The sequence below is a fragment of the Siculibacillus lacustris genome, assembly GCF_004328075.1.
Classification (GTDB): domain Bacteria; phylum Pseudomonadota; class Alphaproteobacteria; order Rhizobiales; family Ancalomicrobiaceae; genus Siculibacillus; species Siculibacillus lacustris.
The window spans coordinates 1-23,350 of sequence record NZ_SJFN01000030.1 but is presented as its reverse complement, the minus strand read 5'-3'; the positions used below and the strand labels follow the sequence as shown (position 1 = coordinate 23,350).

Annotated in this window: 20 protein-coding genes and 1 tRNA gene; 12 read left to right on the top strand and 9 right to left on the bottom strand. The window is 64.6% G+C overall.

Translation table 11 applies throughout. The features are described 5' to 3' along the window. Position 1: 1 nt before the first annotated feature. The gene (locus EYW49_RS17275; protein ID WP_131310876.1) at positions 2-340 is read right to left on the bottom strand and encodes a hypothetical protein; all 339 of its coding nucleotides are present in this window, start codon (positions 338-340) and stop codon (positions 2-4) included. Between the two features lie 222 nt (positions 341-562). On the opposite strand from EYW49_RS17275, the gene EYW49_RS17270 reads away from it, so the two are divergent. The 3 genes from EYW49_RS17270 (at position 563) to EYW49_RS17260 (ending at position 5,842) form a co-directional block, all read left to right on the top strand. Then, the gene (locus EYW49_RS17270; RefSeq protein ID WP_131310875.1) at positions 563-4,528 is read left to right on the top strand and encodes a PAS domain S-box protein; all 3,966 of its coding nucleotides are present in this window, start codon (positions 563-565) and stop codon (positions 4,526-4,528) included. 126 nt (positions 4,529-4,654) lie between these two features. After that, on the top strand, positions 4,655-5,080 hold the full coding sequence (locus tag EYW49_RS17265; protein WP_131310874.1) for an NUDIX hydrolase: 426 nt from the start codon (positions 4,655-4,657) through the stop codon (positions 5,078-5,080). 180 nt (positions 5,081-5,260) lie between these two features. Further along, on the top strand, positions 5,261-5,842 hold the full coding sequence (locus EYW49_RS17260) for a TetR/AcrR family transcriptional regulator (RefSeq protein WP_131310873.1): 582 nt from the start codon (positions 5,261-5,263) through the stop codon (positions 5,840-5,842). A 121-nt stretch (positions 5,843-5,963) separates the two neighbouring features. Here EYW49_RS17260 and EYW49_RS17255 read toward each other — a convergent pair whose 3' ends face one another. The 7 genes from EYW49_RS17255 to EYW49_RS17225 form a co-directional block, all read right to left on the bottom strand. Continuing rightward, positions 5,964-9,167, bottom strand: coding sequence for an efflux RND transporter permease subunit (locus EYW49_RS17255; protein ID WP_131310872.1), 3,204 nt, complete (start codon positions 9,165-9,167; stop codon positions 5,964-5,966). 21 nt (positions 9,168-9,188) lie between these two features. Continuing rightward, positions 9,189-10,439 (bottom strand): efflux RND transporter periplasmic adaptor subunit, encoded by a 1,251-nt coding sequence (locus EYW49_RS17250; RefSeq protein ID WP_131310871.1) that lies wholly within the window; start codon positions 10,437-10,439, stop codon positions 9,189-9,191. A 182-nt stretch (positions 10,440-10,621) separates the two neighbouring features. After that, positions 10,622-10,843 (bottom strand): hypothetical protein, encoded by a 222-nt coding sequence (locus EYW49_RS17245; protein ID WP_131310870.1) that lies wholly within the window; start codon positions 10,841-10,843, stop codon positions 10,622-10,624. A gap of 100 nt (positions 10,844-10,943) precedes the next feature. Then, complete coding sequence (locus tag EYW49_RS17240) at positions 10,944-11,165, bottom strand: hypothetical protein (protein WP_131310869.1); 222 nt, start codon at positions 11,163-11,165, stop codon at positions 10,944-10,946. 100 nt (positions 11,166-11,265) lie between these two features. Further along, entirely contained in the window at positions 11,266-11,487 is a 222-nt protein-coding gene (locus EYW49_RS17235; protein WP_131310868.1) for a hypothetical protein, read from the bottom strand. Between the two features lie 101 nt (positions 11,488-11,588). Continuing rightward, complete coding sequence (locus EYW49_RS17230) at positions 11,589-11,810, bottom strand: hypothetical protein (protein ID WP_131310867.1); 222 nt, start codon at positions 11,808-11,810, stop codon at positions 11,589-11,591. Positions 11,811-11,868: 58 nt separating this feature from the next. After that, positions 11,869-12,090: a hypothetical protein gene (locus tag EYW49_RS17225; RefSeq protein ID WP_131310866.1), complete on the bottom strand. Its 222-nt coding sequence runs from the start codon at positions 12,088-12,090 to the stop codon at positions 11,869-11,871. 1,161 nt (positions 12,091-13,251) lie between these two features. On the opposite strand from EYW49_RS17225, the gene EYW49_RS17215 reads away from it, so the two are divergent. The 5 genes from EYW49_RS17215 (at position 13,252) to EYW49_RS17195 (ending at position 19,923) form a co-directional block, all read left to right on the top strand. Further along, a tRNA-Arg gene (locus tag EYW49_RS17215) sits at positions 13,252-13,328 on the top strand. A 275-nt stretch (positions 13,329-13,603) separates the two neighbouring features. Continuing rightward, positions 13,604-13,897 carry a HigA family addiction module antitoxin gene (locus EYW49_RS17210; RefSeq protein ID WP_131310865.1) on the top strand — a complete coding sequence of 98 codons (294 nt, stop codon included), beginning with the start codon at positions 13,604-13,606 and terminating at the stop codon, positions 13,895-13,897. After that, entirely contained in the window at positions 13,894-16,668 is a 2,775-nt protein-coding gene (locus EYW49_RS17205) for a class I SAM-dependent DNA methyltransferase (RefSeq protein WP_131310864.1), read from the top strand. Before EYW49_RS17210 ends, EYW49_RS17205 begins: the two co-directional genes overlap by 4 nt. After that, positions 16,665-18,722 carry a DEAD/DEAH box helicase gene (locus tag EYW49_RS17200; RefSeq protein ID WP_131310863.1) on the top strand — a complete coding sequence of 686 codons (2,058 nt, stop codon included), beginning with the start codon at positions 16,665-16,667 and terminating at the stop codon, positions 18,720-18,722. The genes EYW49_RS17205 and EYW49_RS17200 overlap by 4 nt, the downstream gene beginning before the upstream one ends. Next, positions 18,715-19,923 carry a GIY-YIG nuclease family protein gene (locus EYW49_RS17195; protein ID WP_131310862.1) on the top strand — a complete coding sequence of 403 codons (1,209 nt, stop codon included), beginning with the start codon at positions 18,715-18,717 and terminating at the stop codon, positions 19,921-19,923. Before EYW49_RS17200 ends, EYW49_RS17195 begins: the two co-directional genes overlap by 8 nt. Before the next feature lie 66 nt (positions 19,924-19,989). Here EYW49_RS17195 and EYW49_RS17190 read toward each other — a convergent pair whose 3' ends face one another. After that, positions 19,990-20,424, bottom strand: coding sequence for a MarR family winged helix-turn-helix transcriptional regulator (locus EYW49_RS17190; RefSeq protein ID WP_165498310.1), 435 nt, complete (start codon positions 20,422-20,424; stop codon positions 19,990-19,992). Between the two features lie 67 nt (positions 20,425-20,491). On the opposite strand from EYW49_RS17190, the gene EYW49_RS17185 reads away from it, so the two are divergent. The 4 genes from EYW49_RS17185 to EYW49_RS17170 form a co-directional block, all read left to right on the top strand. Continuing rightward, positions 20,492-21,646, top strand: coding sequence for an FAD-dependent oxidoreductase (locus EYW49_RS17185; protein WP_131310860.1), 1,155 nt, complete (start codon positions 20,492-20,494; stop codon positions 21,644-21,646). Positions 21,647-21,775: 129 nt separating this feature from the next. After that, entirely contained in the window at positions 21,776-22,348 is a 573-nt protein-coding gene (locus tag EYW49_RS17180; protein ID WP_131310859.1) for a class I SAM-dependent methyltransferase, read from the top strand. Then, complete coding sequence (locus tag EYW49_RS17175) at positions 22,305-23,108, top strand: LysR family transcriptional regulator (RefSeq protein WP_131310858.1); 804 nt, start codon at positions 22,305-22,307, stop codon at positions 23,106-23,108. Before EYW49_RS17180 ends, EYW49_RS17175 begins: the two co-directional genes overlap by 44 nt. 107 nt (positions 23,109-23,215) lie before the next feature. After that, on the top strand, positions 23,216-23,350 hold a 135-nt coding region (locus EYW49_RS17170; protein ID WP_131310907.1), incomplete at its 3' end, for a sigma factor-like helix-turn-helix DNA-binding protein.

The window sequence follows — 23,350 nt, the reverse complement described above, 5'->3', positions numbered from 1 at the left end:
GTCAGGTTCGAGGAGGGGGGGTCACCGGCGGTGCGGCACGGCCGGAGCGCAGGTCTTCGCCGGTCGCGCCCCAGGCGGCGACGGTCGGACGGATCGTCGCAGTCAGATCGGCGGCCATCGGCAGGACGATCGTGCAGCAGATCCCCGCCGGCACCACGCAGTGCCCCGGCAGATCCGCGGCGCCCCGACAGGGATCGGCCACGGCGGCGGTCACGGACGGCATCGCGCGGTCGTGGCAATGCACCGCGGCCGGCCTCGGCGACGACGCAGCCGCGGCGTTCGGCAGCCAACCGCCGAGCACCAACAGCATCACCAGGACCAGACGGATCACCGTGCCCACGACGTGCACCTCCGGGGTGAAAGGTAGCAGCCCCGGCGGTCGCATCCAAGCGGGACTCTACGGCAGGGACGTTCCGAGGCGGCGGATCCGCCCCTCGCGGCGGTCGGCGCAGCGAGGATTACGGGTGCGCGACCTCGTCTCGCCCATTTTTACACTTGCGATCGAAGGCCCCTTGCCCGACGCTCCACAACGTTTCCGATCTCCCGATCGAGGCCATTTCCCGTGAAGACCGACCCCGCAAACGCCGATCTTCGGGATGAAAGGCCTTTTTCCGGCCGCTGGGCGTGGTTGGCCGAGGCGCTCGCCGCCGCGCGATGGGTCTGCGCCCCGCCGGCGATCGCCTATCCTCTGGCCGCCGGCATCACCGGCATGGCGATCGCCGGCCGCTTCTGGATGGGCAACCCGGCCCCGCCCTTCATCACTCTCTATCCGGCGATGGTCTTCGTCGCGCTGTTCTGCGGCCTGCGCGCCGGTCTGCTGGCGACCGCCGTCGGCACCCTGACGGCCGTGTGGCTGTTCGTCGAACCCTATGGCAGCTTTGCCGTCGCCCGCCCGATCGATCGCCTGGCGATCGCGCTGTTCGTCACCACCGGCCTCACCACCTCCCTTCTGGCCGGTGTCGATCGGATCGCCGTCGATCGCGGCCGCCGACGCGCGGCGCGGGCCCTCGCCGAGAGCGAAGCCCATCACCGGACGATCGTCGCCACTCTCAACGAGGGCGTGATGGTCTTCTCGTCCGACGGACGGGTGGTCACCTGCAACGCCTCCGCCGCCCGCATGCTGCGCCGGTCCGAGGCCGAGCTCCGCGCCGACGAGTCCGGCTGCACCACCTGGGACCTGTTGCGCGAGGACGGCAGCAAACTGGCGATCGACGAGCATCCGGCGCTGCGCGTGCTCGCCACCGGCGTCGCTCGCCACCAGGAGGTGATCGGCCTGCGTTTCGGTGACGAGATCGTCTGGGTGCTCAACAACGCCGAACCCCAGATCGATCCGACCACCGGCGCGATCACCGGCGTCATCGCGTCCTTCGCCGACATCACCGCCCAGCGCCGCTCCGAGCACCGGCTCGCCGCCGAGCGCGCGCGCTTCGCCGCGATCATCGACGCCCTGACCCAGGGTGTGCTGGTGTTGTCGGCGTCCGGCGAGATCACCCATTGGAATCCGGCGCTCGCACGCCTGATGGACGCCGGCGTCATCGGCGTGCCGGAGCGGCGCGACGAGATCGCCCGGCGCGGCCTGCTGCTCGAGGACGGATCCCGGCTGGCGCCCGAAGACTTTCCGGCCCGACGCACCCTGCGCACCGGCGAGATCGTCCGGGACGCGGTGCTCGGAATGCCTCTCGACGACCGCATCGCCTGGATGCGCACCAACTCCGTCCCGGTGTTCGACCCGCAGACCGGCGCGATCGACGCCGTGGTCCTCAGCTTCGAGGACATCACCGAGCGCCGGCGCGTCGAGCGCGCCCTCGCCGACAGCCGCGCCGATCTCGCCTCGATATTCCAGGCGATCCACGAGGGCGTCGTGGTGTTCGGCCCGGGCGGCGAAGTGCTGTCCTGCAATCCCTCGGCGGAGAAGATCCTGCGCCGGTCGGCGGCGGAGCTGACCCGCGGCACCGCCTTCCTGGCGCTGGGCCGCGCCACGGTGCGCGAGGACGGGTCGCCCTTCCCGGTCGACGAACGGCCGATCCGTCGCGCCCTGCGCACCGGCCTGCCCCAGCGCGACGTGATCGCCGGCATCGTCGACGTCGCCGGCATCATCTGGGTGCTGGTCAACGCCGAGCCGATCGTCGATGCACAGACCGGCGAGGTCCGCGCCGCGGTCGCCTCCTTCACCGACATCACCAATCGCCGCAGACGCGAGAACGAACTGGCCGAGAGCCGCGCCCGCATCGAATCGATCGTGTCGAGCGCCATGGACGCGATCATCTCGGTCGACGAGGACCAGCGCATCCTCCTGTTCAACGCCGCCGCCGAGCGCATGTTCGGCTGCACCGCCGAAGAGATCCGCGGCCGGCCGCTCGAAACCTTCGTGCCGATCCGCGACCGCGAGCGCCACGGCGCCCATTTCCGCGCCTTCGCGAAGATGCCCGCTTCCGTGCGCGACATGCGCCGCAACATGACCGTCATGGCCCGCCGCCTCGACGGCACGGAATTTCCGATCGAGGCTTCGATTTCGCGAGTCGACGTCGGCGGCCGTCCGCTGTTCACGGTGATCCACCGCGACATCACCGCCCGCCTCGCCGCGGAGCGCACCGACGCCCGCCTCGCCGCCCTGGTCCGCTCGTCGCCGGCGGCGATCATCGCCACATCCGCGGACGGCATCATCGAGACCTGGAACGACGCCGCCACCGCCCTGTTCGGCTACGGCGCGGACGAGGCGATCGGGCGGCCGGTCACCATGCTCGCCGTCAGCGACGACGCCACCGAGGTCCGCACGATCTTCCAGCGCGTCCTCGCCGGCGAAATGTTCAAGGCCGAGACCGTGCGCCGCCACGCCGACGGCAGCGTCGTCGAGGTCTGGATCTCGGTCGCGCCGATCCTCGATCCCGCCGGTCGGGTGGTGGGTGCCGCCGCGGTGATGAGCGACATCGGCGAGCGCAAGCGCAACGAACGCCTGCTGCGCGAACGCGAGCGCGAGCTGCGCCAGACCCTCGACGCCGCCGGCCTCGGCGTGTGGTGGGTCGACGTCGCGAGCGGCCTGCTCCATTGCGATTCGCGCAGCCGGGTGCTGTTCGCCGCCGCCGAGGTGCTGCCGCTCGGCCAGGTCGCCGAACGGTTCGAAGGCGCCGACCGCACCGCCTTCATCGAGTTGATGGCCGGCACCATCGATCCCGTCCTGCGCAACGGTCTCGAACTCAAGGCCCACAACCTCGACGGCACGAACGCCTGGCTGTCGCTGACCGCCCGGCTGCGCACCGCCGATCACGGCGGCGTCGAAATCTGGGGCACGGTCCGCGACGTCACCGAGCGGCGCACCGCCGAACAGGCGCTCAAACAATTCGAGAGCTCCCGCCGCCTCGAGGCGCTGGGGCGGATGACCGGCGGCATCGCCCACGACTTCAACAACCTTCTCACCGTCATCTCCGGCAATCTGCAACTGCTCGACATGGCGCCGGAGAAGGAGGCGGCGGCGCGCTACGTCGCCGAGGCGCTGCGCGCCACCGAGACCGGCGCCCAGCTCAACAACCGCCTGACCACCTTCGCCCGTCAGCGCCGCCTGGAGCCGGTCACCACCGACCTCAACGACCGGATCGGCGCGATGATCGACCTGCTCAACCGCACCGTCGGCAGCGACATCGTGGTGTCGGCCTATCTCGCCCCCGATCTCGCCAAGGTCCGGGTCGATCCGTCGGAGATCGAGAACGCCGTCCTCAATCTCGCCTTCAACGCCCGCGACGCCATGCCCCACGGCGGCCGCATCGTGATCGAGACGCGCAACGTCGTCGTCGACGAGACGCCGATCCGCGCCGATCAGGGCGCCCATGCCGGTCCCTACGTCCGTCTCTCGGTGTCCGACACCGGCGCCGGCATGTCCGACGAGGTCAAGGCGCGCGCCTTCGAGCCCTTCTTCACCACCAAGGACTTCGGCCAGGGCACCGGCCTCGGCCTCGCCACCCTGCACGGTTTCGTGCGCCAGTCGGGCGGCTTCGTCACGCTCTACAGCGAGCCCGGCCACGGCACCACGGTCCACATCCACCTGCCCTGCGCCGATCTCGACGACGCGACCACCGCCACGCTCCGGGGCGGCGCGCCGATCCGCGGCGACGGCGAGACCATCCTGGTGGTCGAGGACAATGCCGGTGTCGGCCGGGTCACCCGCGAGCGCCTGATCGCGCTCGGCTACCACGTGATCGAAGCGGTCGACGGCCCCTCCGCATTGACCGCCCTCGCGGCTGGCGGAACGATCGACCTGATCTTCTCCGACATCATGATGCCCGGCGGCCTCTCCGGGATCGATCTCGCCCGCCGCATCCGCAAAACCGCCCCGCACCGCCGGATCCTGCTGACCACCGGCTTCGCCGAGGAGATCGCCCGCGGCGACCATCGCGCCGCCGCGCTCGAATTCCGCGTGCTGCGCAAACCCTATTCCCTGGGCGACCTGTCGCGGTCGATCGCCGAGGCACTACACGGCGATCCCCTCCCCGCATCGCCCGATGCCGGCGCGGCTGGCGACGAAACGCAGACCTGAACGCGCGGGGGAGGATTCGACGTCGCTCCCCACGAAGACTACGGATGGACGAAGAATTCGCACGACCTACGGCAAGAACGCGATAGACTTGCCATCGAGTCCTCGCCCGGAGAGCCGTCGAACACGATGCCGCGCATTGCCGAGACCCCGCCCACCCTTCGCCAGGTCGCCGCATTGCCGCTGCGTAAACGCGACGGCGTGATCGAAGTCTGCCTGATCACCACCCGCGAGACGCGCCGTTGGACCCTGCCCAAGGGCTGGCCGATGAAGGGCCGCAAGAGCCGCGACGTCGCCCGCATCGAGGCCGAGCAGGAAGCCGGGCTGATCGGCAAGCCGAAGAAGACCCCGGCCGGCTCCTTCCTCTATTGGAAGCGCCGCGAGAGTCGGTTCGATCTGGTCTCGGTGGCGGTCTACCTGCTGCCGGTCGCCGCGACCCTGCCGACCTGGAAGGAACAGGCCGAACGCCAGGTCGCCTGGTTCTCCCTCGCCGATGCCGCCCTGATGGTCGACGAGCCGAGCCTGGCGACCCTGCTCGCCAATCTCCGCGTCTGATGTCTCGCGTCGCCGATCCCTTCGGCCTGCGCGAACATTCGGCTGGAACTCGGCAGGAACCTTCGCGGTTTCGTGTTCGTAGGTCCGAAGGTCGGATCTTGTGTTCCGCCCCAACAGGATTATATCTGAACTCCTGAACAACAGGACTTCACACCCGACCGACGAAAGGACGTTGCGGCCATGGGCCATTCGCGCGCCGAAAAGGCGACCACCCACCAGAAGATCGTCGAGGTCGCCGCCAAGCGATTTCGCGAGGTCGGTCTGGACGGGATCGGCGTCGCCGATGTCATGAAGGAAGCCGGCCTGACGGTCGGTGGCTTCTACAAACACTTCGGCTCCCGCGACGATCTGGTCATCGAGGCCTTGACCGAGGCGTTCAAGGAATACGACGCCGCCGAGATCAAGCCGGAGTGCGCCGCCCATTTCGTCAATTCCTACCTGACCGCCGCCCATCGCGACGAGCCCGGCTGCGGCTGCCCGATGGGGGCGCTGGTCGCCGACGTCGGCCGCGCCGCGCCGGCCGCCCGCGAGGTCTATACCGAGCGGGTCAAGATGAACGTCGCCTTCTTCGAGAAACTGCTCGGCGGCGAAGGCGGTACCCATCAGCGCAGCCGCGCGCTGCTGCTGCTCTCCGCCTGTCTCGGCGCCCTCGGCCTGTCGCGCGCCGTCTGCGACCCCGCCCTGTCGGACGAGGTCCTGGCCGCCGTCGCCGAGCAACTGACCGGCCTGATCGCCGGCAACGGCGGCTCCACCGGTTCGTAGCGAGCCCCATTCGTCGGGTGCACTCTGAGATGCCGCCCCCCTCCCCCACATGCGCCGACGGCGGCGACGGGATTTTCCCCGTCGCCGCCGTCTTCGTTTTCCATCGTCTCCGGCGCGGCGTTCACTCCGCCGCGACCGGGGCCTCGTGGACCGGCGCCTCGTCGATGTCGACCTGACCGGGGTGCTTGATCAGCGGCCGGTTGCCGGTCAGCCGCCGCAGCACGACGTAGAACACCGGCGTCAGGAACAATCCGAAGGCGGTCACCCCGATCATCCCGAAGAACACCGCCACGCCCATCGCATGGCGCATCTCGGCGCCCGCCCCGGTCGAGGTCACCAGCGGCACCACGCCCATCACGAAGGCCATCGAGGTCATCAGGATCGGCCGGAGCCGCAGCCGGCTCGACTCGATCGCCGCGGCGATCGGCGTCCGCCCCGAGAACTCCAGTTCGCGGGCGAACTCGACGATCAGGATGGCGTTCTTCGCCGACAATCCGACCAGCACGACGAGGCCGATCTGGGTGAAGACGTTGTTGTCGCCCCCGGTCAACCACACCCCGGTCATCGCCGCCAACAGCCCCATCGGCACGATCAGGATGATGGCGATCGGCAGGGTCAGGCTCTCGTATTGCGCGGCGAGCACCAGGAACACCAGGAGCAGCGCCAGCGGGAACACCACCACCGACGAATTGCCGGCGAGGATCTGCTGATAGGTCAGATCGGTCCATTCGAAGGCGAAGCCCTTGGGCAGCACCTTCGCCGCGATCCGGGTGACCGCGTCCTGCGCCTGGGTCGACGAATAGCCGGGCGCCGGGCCGCCGTTGACGTCGGCCGAGAGGAAGCCGTTGTAGCGCATCGCCCGTTCCGGCCCGGCGCTCGGCGTGATCCGCAGCACCGCGTCGAGCGGCACCATCACGCCGGCGTTGGACTTGACCTCGAGCTTGCCGATGTCCTCGGCATGAGCCCGCCACGGCGCATCGGCCTGGACGCGCACCGAATAGGTACGGCCGAAGGCGTTGAAGTCGTTGACGTAGAGCGAGCCGAGATAGATCTGCAGCGTCTCGAACACGTCGGTCACCGAGACCCCGAGCTGCTGCGCCCGCACCCGGTCGACGTCGGCGAAGAGCTGCGGCACGTCGATCTGGTAGCCCGAGAACAGCCGCCCGAGTTCCGGCGCCTTGGCGGCCTCGGCGAGGAAGGCCTTGGTGACGGTGTCGAGCGCCTCGTAGCCGAGACCGGCGCGGTCCTCGATCTGCAGCTTGAAGCCGCCGATCGTCCCGAGCCCCTGCACCGGCGGCGGCGGGAACACCGCGGTGAAGGCGCCTTCGATGCCGGCGAAGGCCCCGTTGAGCCGCCCGGCGATCGCCCCTCCCGACAGATCGGGGGTGGTGCGCTCCTCGAAGGGCTTCAGCGGCACGAACACGATGCCGGCGTTGGAACTGTTGGTGAAGCCGTTGATCGACAGGCCGGGGAAGGCCAGGGTGTGATCCACCCCGGGCGTGGTCTGCGCCACCTCGCCCATCTTCCGCACCACCGCATCCGAGCGATCGAGGCTGGCGCCGTCGGGCAACTGCGCGAAGCCGACCAGATACTGCTTGTCCTGGAGCGGCACGAAGCCGCCGGGCACGATCTGGAACAGGGCGACCGCCGCCCCGGCCAGACCGAGATAGACCACCATCATCGCCGACTTGCGGCCGATCACCCGGCCGACGCCGCCGCCATAGGCCCGCGCGCCGCCGTTGAACACGAAGTTGAAGCCGCGGAACAGCCAGCCGAGGCCGGCGTCGAGGATCCGCGTCAGCCGGTCCTTGGGCGCATCGTGACCGCGCAGCAGGAGTGCGGCCAGCGCCGGCGACAGGGTCAGGGAATTGATCGCCGAGATCACCGTCGAGATGGCGATGGTCAGGGCGAACTGGCGGTAGAACTGGCCGGTCAGGCCGCTGATGAAGGCCAGCGGCACGAACACCGCCACCAGCACCAGAGCGATGGCGACGATCGGTCCCGAAACCTCGGCCATCGCATGATGGGCCGCGGCGAGCGGTGCGTGTCCCCGCTCGATGTTGCGCTCGACATTCTCGACCACGACGATCGCGTCGTCGACGACGATGCCGATCGCCAGCACCAAGCCGAACAGGCTCAGGGCGTTGATCGAGAAGCCGAACAGATGCATCACCGCGAAGGTGCCGACCACCGACACCGGCACCGCCACCAGCGGGATGATCGACGCCCGCCAGGTCTGCAGGAACAGCACCACCACCACCACGACCAGGGCGATCGCCTCGATCAGGGTGTGGACCACCGCCTCGATCGAGGCGCGGACGAAGTCGGTGGTGTCGTAGACGATGCGGTAGTCGATGCCGTCGGGCATGGTCTCCTTGATCTCGGCCATGGTCTTGTGGACCTGATCGGAGACGCTGATGGCGTTGGACCCCGGCGCCTGGAAGATCGCCGTGGCCACCGCCGCGCGGCTGTCGAGCAGCGACCGCAGGGCGTAGTCGGAGGCCCCGAGTTCGATCCGCGCCACGTCGCCGAGCCGGGTGATCGCCCCGTCGGCCCCGGTCGCCACGACGATTCCGGCGAAGTCTTCGGGGCTCTCGAGCCGACCGCGGGCGTTGACCGACAGCTGCAATCCGAGCCCGGGCACGCTCGGCGAGGCGCCGACCACGCCGGCCGCCGCCTGGACGTTCTGGCCGCGGATCGCCGTGACCACGGCGCTCGCCGACAATCCGTGCGCCGCCATCTTCTGCGGATCGAGCCACACCCGCATGGCGTAGTCGCCGGCGCCGAACAGCTGCACGTCGCCGATGCCGGGAACGCGGGCCAGCCGGTCCTTGACGTTGAGCACCGCCCAGTTGCGCAGATAGGTGGAATCGTAGCGATCGTCCGGCGAGACCAGATGCACCACCATCATCAGGTTGGGCGAGCTCTTGACCGTGGTCACGCCCAGCGCCCGCACCGCGTCGGGCAGACGCGGCTCGGCCTGCGACACCCGGTTCTGCACCAGTTGCTGCGCCTTGTCGGGATCGGTGCCGAGCTTGAAGGTGACGGTCAGGGTCATCGACCCGTCGGTGGTCGCCTGGCTCGCCATATAGATCATGCCGTCGATACCGTTGATCTGCTCCTCGATCGGCGTCGCCACCGTGGCGGCGATCACCTTGGGATTGGCACCGGGATAGACCGCCCGCACGATGATCTGCGGCGGCACCACTTCGGGATATTCCGACACCGGCAGCTGCGTCAGGGCGATCAGCCCGAAGACGAAGATCAGCACGGACAGGACACCGGCGAACACCGGGCGATCGATGAAGAATCTCGAGATGTTCATGGCGTCCCTCCCGGGTCGGGTTCAGCGGGTGGTGGTGTCGGAGGTGGCGACCGCCACCGCCCGCGGTGCGACCTTGGCGCCCGGTCGAATGCGCTGCAGCCCGTCGACGACGATCCGCTCGCCGGGCGTCAGCCCGTCGGTGACCAGCGTGCGGCCCTCGACGGTGGCGCCGAGGCGCACGCGGCGATAGGCGACGGTGTCGTCGTCGCCGACCACCATCACGAAGCGGCGGTCCTGATCGGTGCCGACCGCCTTCTCGTCGATGGCGATCACCGGTTCGGGCGCCGCCCGGCCGAGGCGCAGACGGGCGAACTGACCGGGCATCAGGCGCCCGTCGGGATTGTCGAACACCGCCCGCAGCCGCACCGTGCCGGAGCGCAGATCGACGACGTTGTCGACCAGTTGCAGCCGGCCGCGCCGCACCGGCGCGCCGGCCGCCTGGGTGGTCATCTCGACCGGGATGCGACCGATCTCGGTCGAGAAGTCGACGCCGGCCGGCAGACCGGCCAACGCCGCGGCGAGCGCGCCTTCGTCGGCGTCGAACACCGCGCGGATCGGATCGACCGACACCAGGGTGGCGAGTACCGGCGCCGCGGCACCGGCCCCGACCAGATTGCCGGCGCTCACTTCGATCCGGCCGACCCGCCCGCCGATCGGCGCGCGCACTTCCGTCCAGTCGAGATCGAGCCGGGCGGTGTCGAGCGCCGCCGTGGCGACCCGGAGATTGGCTTCGGCCGCCTGGAATTCGGCGACCCGCTGGTCGAGCTCGCGCTGCGACACGGCGTTGCTGCCGACCAGGATGCGGCTGCGCTGCTGCTCCTTGGTCGCGAGATCGAGCCGCGAGCGGGCCGCCGCGACCTGGGCCTCGGCGCCCTCGACCGCCGCGACATAGGGCGCCCGGTCGATCGCGAACAAGGGATCGCCGGCCTTGACCAGCGCGCCCTCGCGGAAATTCGCCCGTACGATCGCCCCGGCGACCCGCGGCCGCACTTCGACCCGCTCGACCGCTTCGAGTCGGCCGGAGAAGTCGCTCCAGATCGCCGCGTCGCGGCGTTCGACCACCGCGACCGAGACCGGCACCGCCGGCGGGAGGGCGGCGGCGACCGGCGCCGCCGGCTTGGGCGTCGCCCCCGAAGCGGAGAGATCGAACAGGGGCACGGCGCCGCCGAGGGCGGCGACGATCGCCACCCCGGCCCCGAGGAACCAGCGGGTACGAGACCGGCGAGCGGCGGGCGGATTTGGCGGAGACAGGGACGCGGGCGATGGGGTCATGGCGATGTCCTCGATCGGCGGGCGGCGGAGCCGGCGGTTGACGGAAAGGGTGCGGCGGCGGCCGAAGCCGTCGCCGCACCCGAAGTCGGATCTCCGCGCCGGTTCAGGCACCGCGGAGATCGGGGGGAGCCATCCGCCGACCGTCCGGGGGGGCGGGAGATCGACGGATGCGGACCGGGGGATCAGCGCGGGAAGTTGCGCTCGACGACGGCGCGCTCGGCGTCGGTGAGACCGACCGAGGGGGCGACGGTCGCGGCCTGGCGGCCTTCGACGATCGGCTGCGACACCCGGGTCGCTTCCGTGATCGACACCACGGCGCTGTTCGGGTTGACGGTGTCGGCGAGAGCCGAACCGAGCGAGGCACCGAGGACGGCGACGGCGAGAACGGTGGAGAGGGTCTTCATGGGGAATGGTCCTTGTCTGAGATCGCCGCAGCGCGGCGCGATGTTCGGTTCCGGCCGCTGGGCGGCCGACTTTTGATCGGGCCGCGGTGCGGCCCGGAGTTCAGCGCGGGAAGTTGCGCTCGACCACGGCACGCTCGGCATCGGAGAGACCGGCCGACGGGGCGACGGTGGCGGCCTGACGGCCTTCGACGATCGGCTGCGACACGCGGGTCGCTTCCGTGATCGACACCAGGGCCGAGTTGGCGTTCGGGGTGTCGGCGAGAGCCGAACCGAGCGAGGCACCGAGGACGGCGACGGCGAGTACGGTGGAGAGGGTCTTCATGGGGAATGTCCTTGTCTGGGTTCGCGGCTGCGCGGCGCGATGTTCGATTCCGGCCGCGGGGCGGCCGATATTTTGTTCAGGCCGCGGGGCGGCCCGGAGTTCAGCGCGGGAAATTGCGCTCGACGACGGCGCGCTCGGCGTCGGTGAGACCGACCGACGGGGCGACGGTGGCGGCCTGACGGCCTTCGACGATCGGCTGCGACACGCGGGTCGCTTCCGTGATCGACACCAGGGCCGAATTGGCGTTCGGGGTGTCGGCGAAGGCCGAACCGAGCGAGGCACCGAGGACGGCGACGGCGAGAACGGTGGAGAGGGTCTTCATGGGGAATGGTCCTTGGCTGAGATCGCCGCAGCGCGGCGCGATGTTTCGATCAGGCCGCGGTGCGGCGGGATGTTGGGTCGAGGCCGCGGTGCGGCCGCGGATCAGCGCGGGAAATTGCGCTCGACGACGGCACGCTCGGCGTCGGTGAGACCGACCGACGGGGCGACGGTGGCGGCCTGACGGCCTTCGACGATCGGCTGCGACACGCGGGTCGCTTCCGTGATCGACACCAGGGCGCTGTTCGGGTTGACGGTGTCGGCGAGAGCCGAACCGAGCGAGGCACCGAGGACGGCGACGGCGAGTACGGTGGAGAGGGTCTTCATGGGGAATGGTCCTTGTCTGGAGGGGCGCCGCGGTTCCGCCGCGGCCGGCCCCGGGGGATCAGCGGAAGAGAGTGCGTTCGACGACCGCACGCGCCGCGTCGGTCGGGCTCGCGGCCGGGACGAGGGTCACCGTCGGGCGGCTCTCGACGATCGGCGGGGCGATACGGGTCGTCTGGGCGATCGGCATCAGGGCAACCGCCGGAGCCAGCGGGCCGGCGAGCGCCGTCCCGAGCGAAGCGACGAAGCCGATCGCGACGATGGCCGGGGATTGGATCTTCATGGACTTCACTCCTCTGGTCGGGCGAGCGGGACGGCCACCCTGGGGTGGAGCCGGGCCGACCGCTGGTTCGGTTGCGGATCCTTCGGAACGGCGCCGCCGCGCCCCGAGGGGCCGCGGCACACACCTCCCCTGTCGGCGAAACCGGGGTTTCCGGCGGCGCACGGCGCGATCATCGAAAATTCTTCGACGATGGGGTTTTCCCGAAGGGTCCGAGTCCCTATCTCTGGTCTCGGTGGCGGCGGCGACGGAGATTACCGTCGTCATCCACAAACAGGATTACCATCATAATCCTGTTTGTCAAGCGATCCCGCCGCACCATTTTTCCAACTCGAATTTTTCAAGTCCGATCAGAGGCTTGGCCGACGCCTCGACTCGCCTCACGGAGCCCCTCCGGACGCCCTCGGCGACTTTTTTGGCGGAACATCGAAATTTTCTCGTCTCGCCCCGCAGAAATATCGCCGCAGAGCGCCCAGCGACACGTCCGGGGGCCGCGCACCTGCCGCCACCCGACGAGCGTCGGGGGTAGGCCGGCCCATCCGCCGCCCCCGCCCCGCCGGCTGCCGGCGCGCTGGAGTGCCGCGGCCCCCGCCCGCCGACCGACCTCGCCCCACGCCCCCCGGGCCGATCGGCGGCGCACGTGTCCCGCGGCGCGATGCGCGTCTGCCGCTCGGCCTCGCCGATCGAGATGCCGCGCGCGTGCCGCCCGCCGGCCCGCGCGACGCGCGTCCACCGGACCGGGGATCGACCGGAATTCCCGTTGCCCGTGCTGCGGTGATCGGCTATGTAGACCCGGTTCGCACCGGGTCGGCTTCGGCCGGGAACGAACGCCTGACGGTCACGGCTCCGGCCGCGCCAGGAGAGCACCCGTAGCTCAGCTGGATAGAGTGCTGCCCTCCGAAGGCAGAGGTAAGTCAAGCCTACCGGGTGATGAGTTTGATAAACGAAGCAAAATCAATGTTTTGATGACGCTTCAAAATGTGAGTTTCTCTGATCCGTGGCTGCGGAAGCACTGCGGAAGCAAATTGGAAGGAGGTTGTGGAGAGCTGTCGGCGACAAAAAGCTGGGGTGAAAGCCATGCCCTTGTGTCAGTCGAATCGACGTTGAGAGTTTTGTGTTTGAGGTTGACCCCGTTCAGGCTCAGGCACTATCGAGTTCCAAGATGCACCCGTAGCTCAGCTGGATAGAGCGCCACCCTCCGAAGGTGGAGGCCACACGTTCGAATCGTGTCGGGTGCGCCACTTCTTCCAAGACTTATAGCGGCACTCGGTTTCTGCCCTGCTCGACCTGCATCCCAGAAGGTCTGGAGCGTTTAGCAAACCAGTTGCGCGCCCGTCCCACTCATACAGCCCCGGCATTTTCGTCAGTAGCCCGCCGTCCCTTCCGGCGCTCGCTCCCTACCGTCACAAGCTCCCATGCGGCTGACAGGTGGCAGAAGGAACATGACGTTTCACTTGTCGAGCGTCGATTGTCACTCTACGCTTGAGGTGACGAAGCCACGAGGAATCGATGGACGATGCACCCAGGAACGACCGTCCGCCAGGACTGCGTTGAAAGGAACGGGCTAAGCGTCACCGACGCGGCGCGAATCCTTGGCGTTGATCGACAGACGCTCAGCAATCTGCTGAACGCCCGGTCGGGCATTTCGCCTGAGATGGCTGTTCGGCTGGAGAAGGCGTTCGGCACTTCAGCGCGCGAATGGCTGCTCCGGCAGCTCGATTATGAGTTGGCCGAAGTCATGCGGCGAGCCAACAAAATCAAGGTCGAGCCTTTCCGTGCGTCGACAACGGAAAGTGGTGGAAGCGAATGAACGCGGTCGAAATCGAAGAGGCCATATCGGCGCTGGCGGAGCAGCCTTTCGACGCCGACGAGTTCCCCTACGCGTTTCTCGAGGCCTTCGGGAACAAGGAGACGACCCTCAAACGCTTGCGCAAAGGCGAGTCCAACAAGTCGGATCTCGGCGGCGTGCTTCAGACGAACAACATCCACATCGCCACCTGCAGACTGGGTGATGTGACGCGCACGCTTGAGGCGTTGAAGGCGAGCCCGGCCACGGCCCGGGCGAAGGCACGCTTTGTGCTGGCGACGGACGGCGACCTGTTCGAGGCCGAAGACCTCACGACTGACGACGCGCTGATTTCCTGCACCTATGCCGATTTCCCGAACCACTTCGGTTTCTTCCTGCCTCTGGCCGGGATAACCACGGTCAAGCAGGTCCGCGAAAGTTCGTTCGACATTCGTGCGACGAGCCGTCTGAACCGGCTCTACGTCGAGCTGCTGAAGGACAATCCGGAGTGGGGCACCGCGCAGCGCCGACATGCCATGAACCACTTCATGGCGCGGCTGATCTTCTGCTTCTTCGCGGAGGATACCGATATCTTCAACGGCACGCGTGCCTTCACATCGGCCGTCGAGACGATGAGCACGAAGGATTCGGCCAACACGCACGAGGTGATCAGCACGCTATTTCGCGCGATGAACACCAAGTCCGAAGAGCGCGCCGCTGGCGTTCCGCGCTGGGCCGAGGGCCTTCCCTATGTGAACGGCGGGCTGTTTTCCGGCAGCACGGATGTGCCCCGGTTCAGCCGCATTGCCCGATCCTATCTGCTGCATATTGGCAGCCTCGATTGGAAGAAGATCAACCCGGACATCTTCGGGTCGATGATCCAGGCGGTGGCCGATGATGACGAACGCGGCGCGCTCGGAATGCATTACACCAGCGTGCCGAACATCCTGAAGGTGCTGAACCCGCTCTTCCTCGACGATCTGCGCGAGAAGCTGGACGAGGCTGGCGATAATGCGCGCATGTTGCTCAACCTGCGCAAGCGCATGTCGAAGATCCGCGTGTTCGATCCGGCCTGCGGCTCGGGCAATTTCCTCGTCATCGCCTACAAGGAAATGCGGGCCATTGAGGCGGAGATTAATCGCCGCCGGGACCAACCCGACCGGCGCTCGGAAATCCCGTTGACGAACTTTCGCGGGATCGAGCTGCGGGACTTCCCGGCCGAGATTGCGCGTCTGGCGCTCATCATCGCGGAATACCAGTGTGATGTGCTCTATCGCGGCCAGAAGGAGGCCCTGCGCGATTTCCTGCCGCTCGACGCGCACAACTGGATCACCTGCGAGAATGCTCTGCGCCTTGATTGGCTGAGCATCTGCCCGCCCACGGGAACTGGCGTGAAGCACCAGGCCGATGACCTGTTTCATGCGCCGCTCAACCAGGCGGAGATCGATTTTGAGAATGAGGGCGGCGAGACCTACATCTGTGGCAACCCGCCTTATTTGGGAAGCCAGTGGCGCAATAGTGAGCAGCAAGAGGACATGGATCGCATTTTCAGTCCTCTGACAAAATCCTACAGGGACCTCGACTATGTTGCCTGCTGGTTCATGAAGGCTGCACAGTATAACCAAACCGTGAATTCAAAAGCAGCTTTCGTCGCTACAAAGTCTGTCTGCCAAGGAATACAGGTGGCGATGCTATGGCCGCTAGTATTTTCACGCGGGATGCATATATTTTTCGCGTACAGACCGTTTCAGTGGCAAAATCTCGCAAAGTCAAACGCGGGCGTAACTTGCGTGATCGTAGGAATTTCTAGCGAAGTTGGCAGTGATAGACGGCTCTTTGACGGAGACGTTGAGATAAGGACCAAAAACATCGGTCCATATTTGATTCCGATGTCTAATGTTATTATTCATAAATCATCTAGCCCTCAAAATGGCCTGCCCGTTATGGACTACGGCAACAAGCCATCCGACGGCGGACATCTGATATTGGATAAGGCGGAAGTTGATAGACTTCTTGAAAGCCATCCCGCATCTGCGCAATTTGTTCGTAAATATGTTGGTGCGCAAGAATTCACCAAATCAACATTTCGGTATTGTCTATGGATTGAAGACAGCGGGTTGGCAGAAGCGAGAAATATTGAACCGATTCGTCAACGTCTTGAGGCGGTGGCTGCGGTTCGCTCAAGTAGCAAAGGGTTGCAGTCTAACGGGAACGCTGGATCACCACACCGATTTGTCTACGCACCTCACACTTCTGGACGGGCGCTTATTGTTCCGTCAATCACGTCTTCGAACAGAGATTATCTACCATGCGGATTCGTAGAGGACGACACTATAGCTTCGAATAAGTGCGCCGTGGTGTACAATGCTGATATCTGGCTTTTAGCTATTGTGGCCAGCACTCTGCATGCTCAGTGGGTAGCAACTGTCTGCGTGCGGATGCGGAACGACTATTCGTATTCAAATACCTTGGGGTGGAACACATTTCCCTTTCCAATGCTCACGATGAAAAACAAGGCAGACCTTACTCGTTGTGCGGAAGATATTCTTCTTGCCCGGGAGGCGCATTTTCCGGCGACGGTCGCAGACCTTTATGAGCCTGAGACCATGCCCGACGATCTTCGCGCTGCGCATGACCGCAATGATGAGGTGCTTGAGCGTATTTACATAGGCCGCCGCTTCAAGAATGACACTGAACGACTCGAAAAGTTGTTCGAGCTCTATACAAAAATGTCCGCTAGCCCGGAATCCTCCAAGAAGGCGACAACCAAAAAGAAAGCGGAGGCACGCGCATGACCGATCCCATCAAGTCAGTGCCCTCCGTTTCGGTTCGGTACGCCTCCAACGGCAGCTCGACCAAGGCGAACGAGTTCGGCATGCGGCCAATGCAGGAGCGCGCGTTCGAGAAGCGCGGCGAGCAATATTTGCTGATCAAATCGCCGCCAGCCTCGGGCAAAAGCCGCGCGCTGATGTTCATCGCGCTCGATAAGCTGACCAATCAGGGCGTGAAGCAGGCCATCATCGTCGTACCGGAGAAATCCATCGGCTCCAGCTTCCATGACGAGCCGCTGAGCAAGCACGGATTCTGGGCCGACTGGCACGTCGAGCCGAAATGGAATCTCTGCGATGCTCCCGGCAATGACAATGGCGGGAAGGTCAATTCGCTCGGCGCGTTCCTCGAAAGCGGCGACAAGGTGCTGGTCTGCACCCATGCGACGTTCCGCTTTGCCATAGACAAATTCGGGGTCGCGGCTTTCGATGACCGACTGATCGCGGTGGACGAATTCCATCACGTCTCGGCCAATCCCGACAACAAACTCGGTATCCATCTGGGCGATTTCATCACGCGCGACCGCGTGCATATCGTGGCGATGACCGGATCCTATTTCCGGGGCGACGCCGAGGCAGTGCTGGCGCCGCAGGACGAAGGCAAGTTCGAGAGTGTCACCTACACCTATTATGAGCAGCTCAACGGCTATCAATATCTGAAGCAGCTCGACATCGGCTATTTCTTCTATTCGGACTCGTATGCCGACGACATTCTGAAGGTGCTAAACCCAGCCGAGAAGACGATCATCCACATCCCGAACGTCAATTCGCGCGAGAGCACGAAGGACAAGATCAAGGAGGTGGAGCACATCATCGAGGAGCTGGGCGCCTGGCAGGGGACCGATCCGGCCACCGGGTTCCAACTGGTCAAGACGCCGGAAGGCCAGATCCTGCGTATTGCCGATCTGGTCGATGACGATCCAACCAAGCGGGATCGCGTGTCCGCCGCGCTGAAAGACCCTACGCAGAAGAACAATCGCGATCACGTCGACATCATCATCGCGCTGGGCATGGCAAAGGAAGGCTTCGACTGGATCTGGTGCGAACACGCCCTGACGGTTGGCTACCGCTCCAGCCTGACCGAGATCGTGCAGATCATCGGTCGCGCCACCCGTGATGCTCCGGGTAAGACCCGCGCCCGCTTCTCAAACCTGATTGCCGAGCCTGCCGCCGCCGACGACATCGTGACCGAAGCAGTGAACGACACGCTGAAAGCGATCGCGGCGAGCCTGCTGATGGAGCAGGTGTTGGCCCCTCGCTTCGAGTTCAAGCCGAAGAAACCGCAAAACGAGCCGACGCCGGGCTTTGACTATGGCGAGGGCGGCTACGATCCGAATAAGTGCAACGTCGGCTTCAACGAGGAATCCGGCAAGTTCCAGATCGAGATCAAGGGCCTGGCCACGCCCAAGAGCGAGGAAGCGACGCGCATCTGTCAGGAGGATCTGAACGAGGTGATCGCAGCCTTCGTGCAGGACAAGACGACGATCGAACGGGGCCTGTTCGACGAGGAACTGGTTCCCGAGGAACTGACCCAGGTGCGCATGGGCAAGATCATCAAGGACAAGTTCCCGCAGCTCGACGCCGAGGATCAGGAAGCCGTGCGGCAGCACGCCGTGGCGGCGCTGAATCTGACCCAGAAGGCGAAGGAGGTTGCATCCGCCAGCTCGCTCGGCGAGGAGAGCGCGAATACCGCCTTTGTCGATGGCGTCCGCAAGTTTGCGATGGATGTGCGGGAGTTGGACATCGACCTGATCGATCGGGTGAATCCGTTCGGCGAAGCCTACGCCATTCTCGCCAAGACGATGAGTGAGGAGAGCCTGAAGCAGATCGCCGCGGCGATTGCCGCTAAGCGCACCAGCTTGACGCCGGAAGAGGCGAAGGTGATTGCCAAGCGCGCCGTTGAGTTCAAGCGGGAACGCGGGCGTCTGCCGTCGATCAGCTCGGCCGACGCTTGGGAGAAGCACTTGGCTGAGGGCGCCGCAGCATTCGTCCGCTTCAAGGATGAGGGCCGCTATGAGTGACTTCGATCTTGACCAACTACGCGACGAACTGGCGGATTTCGCGCAGCCGGGAAAGAAGGGCGGACGTTCGCCCCGCGAGGAACGCATCATTGCGGGCTTCGAGGAAATTCAGCGCTTCGTCGAGAAAAGCGGCCACGCTCCGCGCCACGGCGAGGACGGCGACATATTCGAACGGCTGTATGCTGTGCGGCTTGACCGACTGCGCGCACTGGGGGATTGCCAGTCCCTTCTGACGCCGTTCGATCACCAGGGACTGCTGGCGGGCGCGCCTGCGGCGTCCGTCGCGCCTGCGGACTCGATGGACGAGGATGAACTGCTCGCCGAACTGGAAGGTGCGGCGGGTTCGTCTGACATCACCCAACTGCGCCACGTGCGCACCAGCGCCGAAAAGCGCGAAGCCGAGGAAATCGCCAGTCGGGAAAAATGCCTCGATTTCGAGACGTTTAAGCCCCTGTTCCAACAGGTGCAAAGCGACCTTGAAAATGGGCTGCGCACGACCAGGCGTTTCGTAAAAGATGCGGGCTTCCTCAAAGCCGACATTCAAATCGGCCAGTTTTTCATCCTTGGCGGCCAGACTGCCTATGTCGCCGAGGTCGGCGAACCCATAAAGGCGCCGAATGGGGAAACCGACGCGCGGCTCCGGGTGATCTATTCCAATGGCACCGAGAGCGATCTGCTGCTGCGGTCGCTCCAGCGTGCCCTTTACAAGGATGAGGCCGGTCGGCGGATCACAGAGCCCAGCGCCGGGCCGCTTTTCGACGACCAGACCGGTGACGGCGATCAGGCCAGCGGCACGATCTACGTGTTGCGTAGCAAATCTGATCATCCGTTGGTGGTCGCCAACCGGGAAATTCTCCACAAAATCGGCGTGACAGGTGGAAGCGTGGAGCGCCGCATCGCAAATGCCCGCCTAGACCCCACCTATCTCATGGCCGATGTCGAGATCGTCGCCACTTATGAACTCTACAATGTCAATCGGGCAAAGCTCGAAACCTTGATCCACAAGGTCTTTGGCGCCGCGCGCCTCGATGTTGAAATCAAGGATCGCTTCGGCCAACCGATTGTGCCCAAGGAATGGTTTCTAGCTCCCCTGTTCGCCGTCGATGAGGCCGTCAGCCGAATCAGGGACGGCACGATCACCGGCTACGTCTACGACCCGAAGACAGCGAAACTGGCGCTCGCCTCGGCGCTTGATCGGTGAGGAAGATGCCCCGAGAGAATGGGCCATGGCCAAGAGCCAGTTCGCCATTCTCTTCGCGGACCGCTTCTACTGATATTTGTTGAGGTTATCGATAATATATAGAAGAAATAACCGCAAAGAAGCGACTTCGTCTATTGAAAGCCCCTGGGATGCGGAAGCATTTATTTCATCGCGTATCGCAGCGACCGATTTGGCCTTTGCGATGGCGTCGGGGGTGAGCCGGATCAGAGTGCTACGGCGGTCTGCGGGATCGGTTTCACGGCTGATCAGCCCATCCCGTTCCATACGCGCGAGATTCACGACCATCGTTGGCTGCTCGGTGCCTACAATTTCCACCAAAGACTTTTGCGAGCGCGCGCAGCCGTCCTCCAACGCCAGCAGCACCGGGAATTGAGCAGGAAGTACTCCTAACTCCCGCAACCGGCGCTCCATTGTTCGGTTGAAGGCGCGCGCAGCCTTGTTGGCAAGATAGCCGATCGGGGAAGCCGATTTTGCCGTCATAGGGCCTTGCATCCTTTCGCATAGATATCTATGTATATTGCATTGATATCTATATAGAGGCTTGGCGATGTCGACTCAAGCGATCCCCGAGGTGGCGATCATAGGTGCTGGCCCCGCAGGGCTTACCGCCGCGCGGATATTGCAGATGCACGGAATAGCGGTCCGCGTGTTCGAAGCGGACGTATCGACGGATGCTCGCGATCAAGGAGGGACGCTCGATCTTCATGCCGATTCCGGCCAAGTTGCTCTCGATCGCGCTGGGTTGCTCGGAGTCTTTCGCCTTCAAGCCCGTCATGAAGACCAAGAACTCAAGGTCCTGGACTATAAGACAGCAAATCTGCTGATCGACGACAGGCCAGACAAACAAACTGGCGGAAGACCAGAAATTGATCGAAAGGCCTTGCGCGACTTGCTTTTGTCCTCGCTTGAAACTGGCACGGTAACGTGGGCGACAAAACTCAAAGACGTCATAAGCGATAGCGGCGGGCGACACCTCCTGCGCTTTGCTGATCAAACCATCGGCCCGTTCGACCTCGTTATTGGTGCTGACGGGGCATGGTCAAAGGTTCGCCTCGCTTTGTCCTCTGTCAAGCCCGCTTATACCGGAATCACATTTATCGAATTTTGGATCGACGACGCGGATCAACGACATCCCGATCTGGCCCGACTGGTTGGGCATGGAACGATCATGGCTATCCATGAGAGTAAGGGCATCGTCGCCCAGCGTAACGCCCATGGCCATTTGCGTGTTTATGCCGTGCTTCATGCTGCGGAAGACTGGCTGGCCGCCAGCCAAATCGATGCTTCCGAACCGCATCTTCTTAAGCGGTCCCTCAAGACGCTGCTCCCTGAATTGGCCCCCTCGTTGGCCGCGCTCATCGACGAGTCCCGCGATGTTGCGTTTGTCCGCCCGATCGTTGCCCTGCCGACTGATTTCCGGTGGACGCACAAGCCGGGCCTGACTCTGATCGGCGATGCAGCACATGTCATGCCTCCCGTCGGTCTGGGTGTGAATCTGGCCATGTTCGATGCCGCTGAACTCGCGACCAAGCTTAAGTTCGGAGAGGAATGGGATCAAGACCTCCAGGCTTTCGAGACCGCGATGCAGGATCGAGCAAATGCTCATGCGCGTGAAGCGCAAGAGGGATTTCTGGAGATGTATGGCCGCGACGCGCCTCGGGCGATCCTCGAACACTTGCAACAGCGCCGGAATGACCAATGAGTTCGCTGAACGATTGGCGATGAACGTACAAAATTATGATCAAGAAGATGGGATTCTGCCCTTCTGATCTTTGGATTTACCGGAGCCCTCGCGGCTCACTTTTCGCGAGCCGGAGAAGGACGCCTCAATATGACAGCCCCTAATAACAGCCTGAAATTCGATGCCGCATATCGTGCCCCCTTGACCTTTTGGGGGGATATTCGCGTCCCGAAGGAAGTAAAGGGTTTCGCTGCACAGCACCCGGCTGCGAAAGTACTCGAACTTGGATGTGGAATCGGTCGATTCTCGCAGTATATGGCTGAACAGGGCTTAACCGCGCTTGGCGTCGATTTTTCACCCGTGGCCATAATGAAGGCACGAGCGCGTACCGCGCAAAAGCCGCTCCGGGCCTCCTATTTGGTCGCGGATGTCACCAAGCTCGACCTTCCAGACAGGCCTTTCGATATCGCGTTTGATATCGGCTGCTTCCACTGCCTCAACAGCGAGGATCAGACGGCTTATGTGTCTGGATTGGCATGTCACATGCGGCCGGGAGCCACACTTCTCCTATGGACAATGGATGCGGCACCAAGCGGCTTGGTGCTTTTACCCAGCCTCGTCAAATCAGTTTTTGAAGAACATTTTTGCCTGATCAAAGCCAACAAAAGCAGACGCCGTTTTGCCGCATCTCACTGGTTTTGGCTCGAACGACGTGACGGTTGAGATTCGCTACCTCCGCTATTTTGTCGCCGCAGCGGAACACGGCAGTTTCCGAAAAGCTGCGTGTGTGCTCAATGTTCGAGTGTCGGCCGTCAGCCGCCGAGTTCGCGATCTTGAGGATCAACTCGGCGCATCCTTGTTCCAGCGCCATGCTGGCGGAGTTTGCCTCACTCTCGCAGGGCAACGGTTCCTGCGCAGGGTGCGCGTAGCCCTACAACAGATCAGCGATGGTGCGAAAGACGTAGCCGCAATCGGTCGTGCCCAGGAAGGCGGTATCAAGGTCGGGATCTTCTCATCGCTGGCGTCGGGCTTCCTGTTCGAGTTGCTGCGAGCATACGACAAAGAGCATTCGGGCGTTCTCGTCGAACTGGTCGACGGCAATCCAGCAGAGCACGTCTTGGCTGTGCGTCAGCTTCGATTGGATGTCGCCTTCATCACGGGAACGGCGACGTGGGACGATTGTGAGACCGAACATCTTTGGTCGGAACGAGTCTTCGTGGTTTTGCCATGCGCTCATCGGCTCGTCGCGAAAGACGAGGTTAGCTGGCACGATCTTTCCGGCGAGAGTTTCATCGTCAGCGACGCTGCACCCGGCCCGGAGATCCACGATTATCTTGTGCAGAGGCTCGCCGGACTCGGCCACCACCCAGCGGTTCATGCGCATTATGTCGGGCGGGACGTCTTGCTGTCGATGGTCGCTGTGGGACGTGGGCTAACACTCACCAGCGAGGCAACGACAGCCGCGCAAATCCCTTGTTGTTGATTTCCGCGGAGAACTGACCCAGGCGGCAGGGATTTTTCCATCGAGAATTGACCCATGTTTGAACCTCCTCCCTCGCCACTGGTGCGGGGGACAGCGGAGTGATCGACATGGAGTTATTGAGCGTCATCCGGCGCTGGCACTATCGGGATCATTTCTCGATCCGAGAGATTTCCCGGCGCACCGGGCTTTCGAGGAACACGGTCCGCAAGTACCTGCGGTCCGACAGCGTCGAGCCTCGGTTC

What these genes read in the sequence shown, in the direction of transcription:
- EYW49_RS17265 (WP_131310874.1), top strand. Translation starts at nt 4,655, where the DNA reads ATGCCGCGCATTGCCGAGACCCCGCCCACCCTTCGCCAGGTCGCCGCA.
- EYW49_RS17260 (WP_131310873.1), top strand. Translation starts at nt 5,261, where the DNA reads ATGGGCCATTCGCGCGCCGAAAAGGCGACCACCCACCAGAAGATCGTC.
- EYW49_RS17255 (WP_131310872.1), bottom strand. Translation starts at nt 9,167, where the DNA reads ATGAACATCTCGAGATTCTTCATCGATCGCCCGGTGTTCGCCGGTGTC.
- EYW49_RS17250 (WP_131310871.1), bottom strand. Translation starts at nt 10,439, where the DNA reads ATGACCCCATCGCCCGCGTCCCTGTCTCCGCCAAATCCGCCCGCCGCT.
- EYW49_RS17245 (WP_131310870.1), bottom strand. Translation starts at nt 10,843, where the DNA reads ATGAAGACCCTCTCCACCGTTCTCGCCGTCGCCGTCCTCGGTGCCTCG.
- EYW49_RS17240 (WP_131310869.1), bottom strand. Translation starts at nt 11,165, where the DNA reads ATGAAGACCCTCTCCACCGTACTCGCCGTCGCCGTCCTCGGTGCCTCG.
- EYW49_RS17235 (WP_131310868.1), bottom strand. Translation starts at nt 11,487, where the DNA reads ATGAAGACCCTCTCCACCGTTCTCGCCGTCGCCGTCCTCGGTGCCTCG.
- EYW49_RS17230 (WP_131310867.1), bottom strand. Translation starts at nt 11,810, where the DNA reads ATGAAGACCCTCTCCACCGTACTCGCCGTCGCCGTCCTCGGTGCCTCG.
- EYW49_RS17225 (WP_131310866.1), bottom strand. Translation starts at nt 12,090, where the DNA reads ATGAAGATCCAATCCCCGGCCATCGTCGCGATCGGCTTCGTCGCTTCG.
- EYW49_RS17210 (WP_131310865.1), top strand. Translation starts at nt 13,604, where the DNA reads ATGCACCCAGGAACGACCGTCCGCCAGGACTGCGTTGAAAGGAACGGG.
- EYW49_RS17205 (WP_131310864.1), top strand. Translation starts at nt 13,894, where the DNA reads ATGAACGCGGTCGAAATCGAAGAGGCCATATCGGCGCTGGCGGAGCAG.
- EYW49_RS17200 (WP_131310863.1), top strand. Translation starts at nt 16,665, where the DNA reads ATGACCGATCCCATCAAGTCAGTGCCCTCCGTTTCGGTTCGGTACGCC.
- EYW49_RS17195 (WP_131310862.1), top strand. Translation starts at nt 18,715, where the DNA reads ATGAGTGACTTCGATCTTGACCAACTACGCGACGAACTGGCGGATTTC.
- EYW49_RS17190 (WP_165498310.1), bottom strand. Translation starts at nt 20,424, where the DNA reads ATGACGGCAAAATCGGCTTCCCCGATCGGCTATCTTGCCAACAAGGCT.
- EYW49_RS17185 (WP_131310860.1), top strand. Translation starts at nt 20,492, where the DNA reads ATGTCGACTCAAGCGATCCCCGAGGTGGCGATCATAGGTGCTGGCCCC.
- EYW49_RS17180 (WP_131310859.1), top strand. Translation starts at nt 21,776, where the DNA reads ATGACAGCCCCTAATAACAGCCTGAAATTCGATGCCGCATATCGTGCC.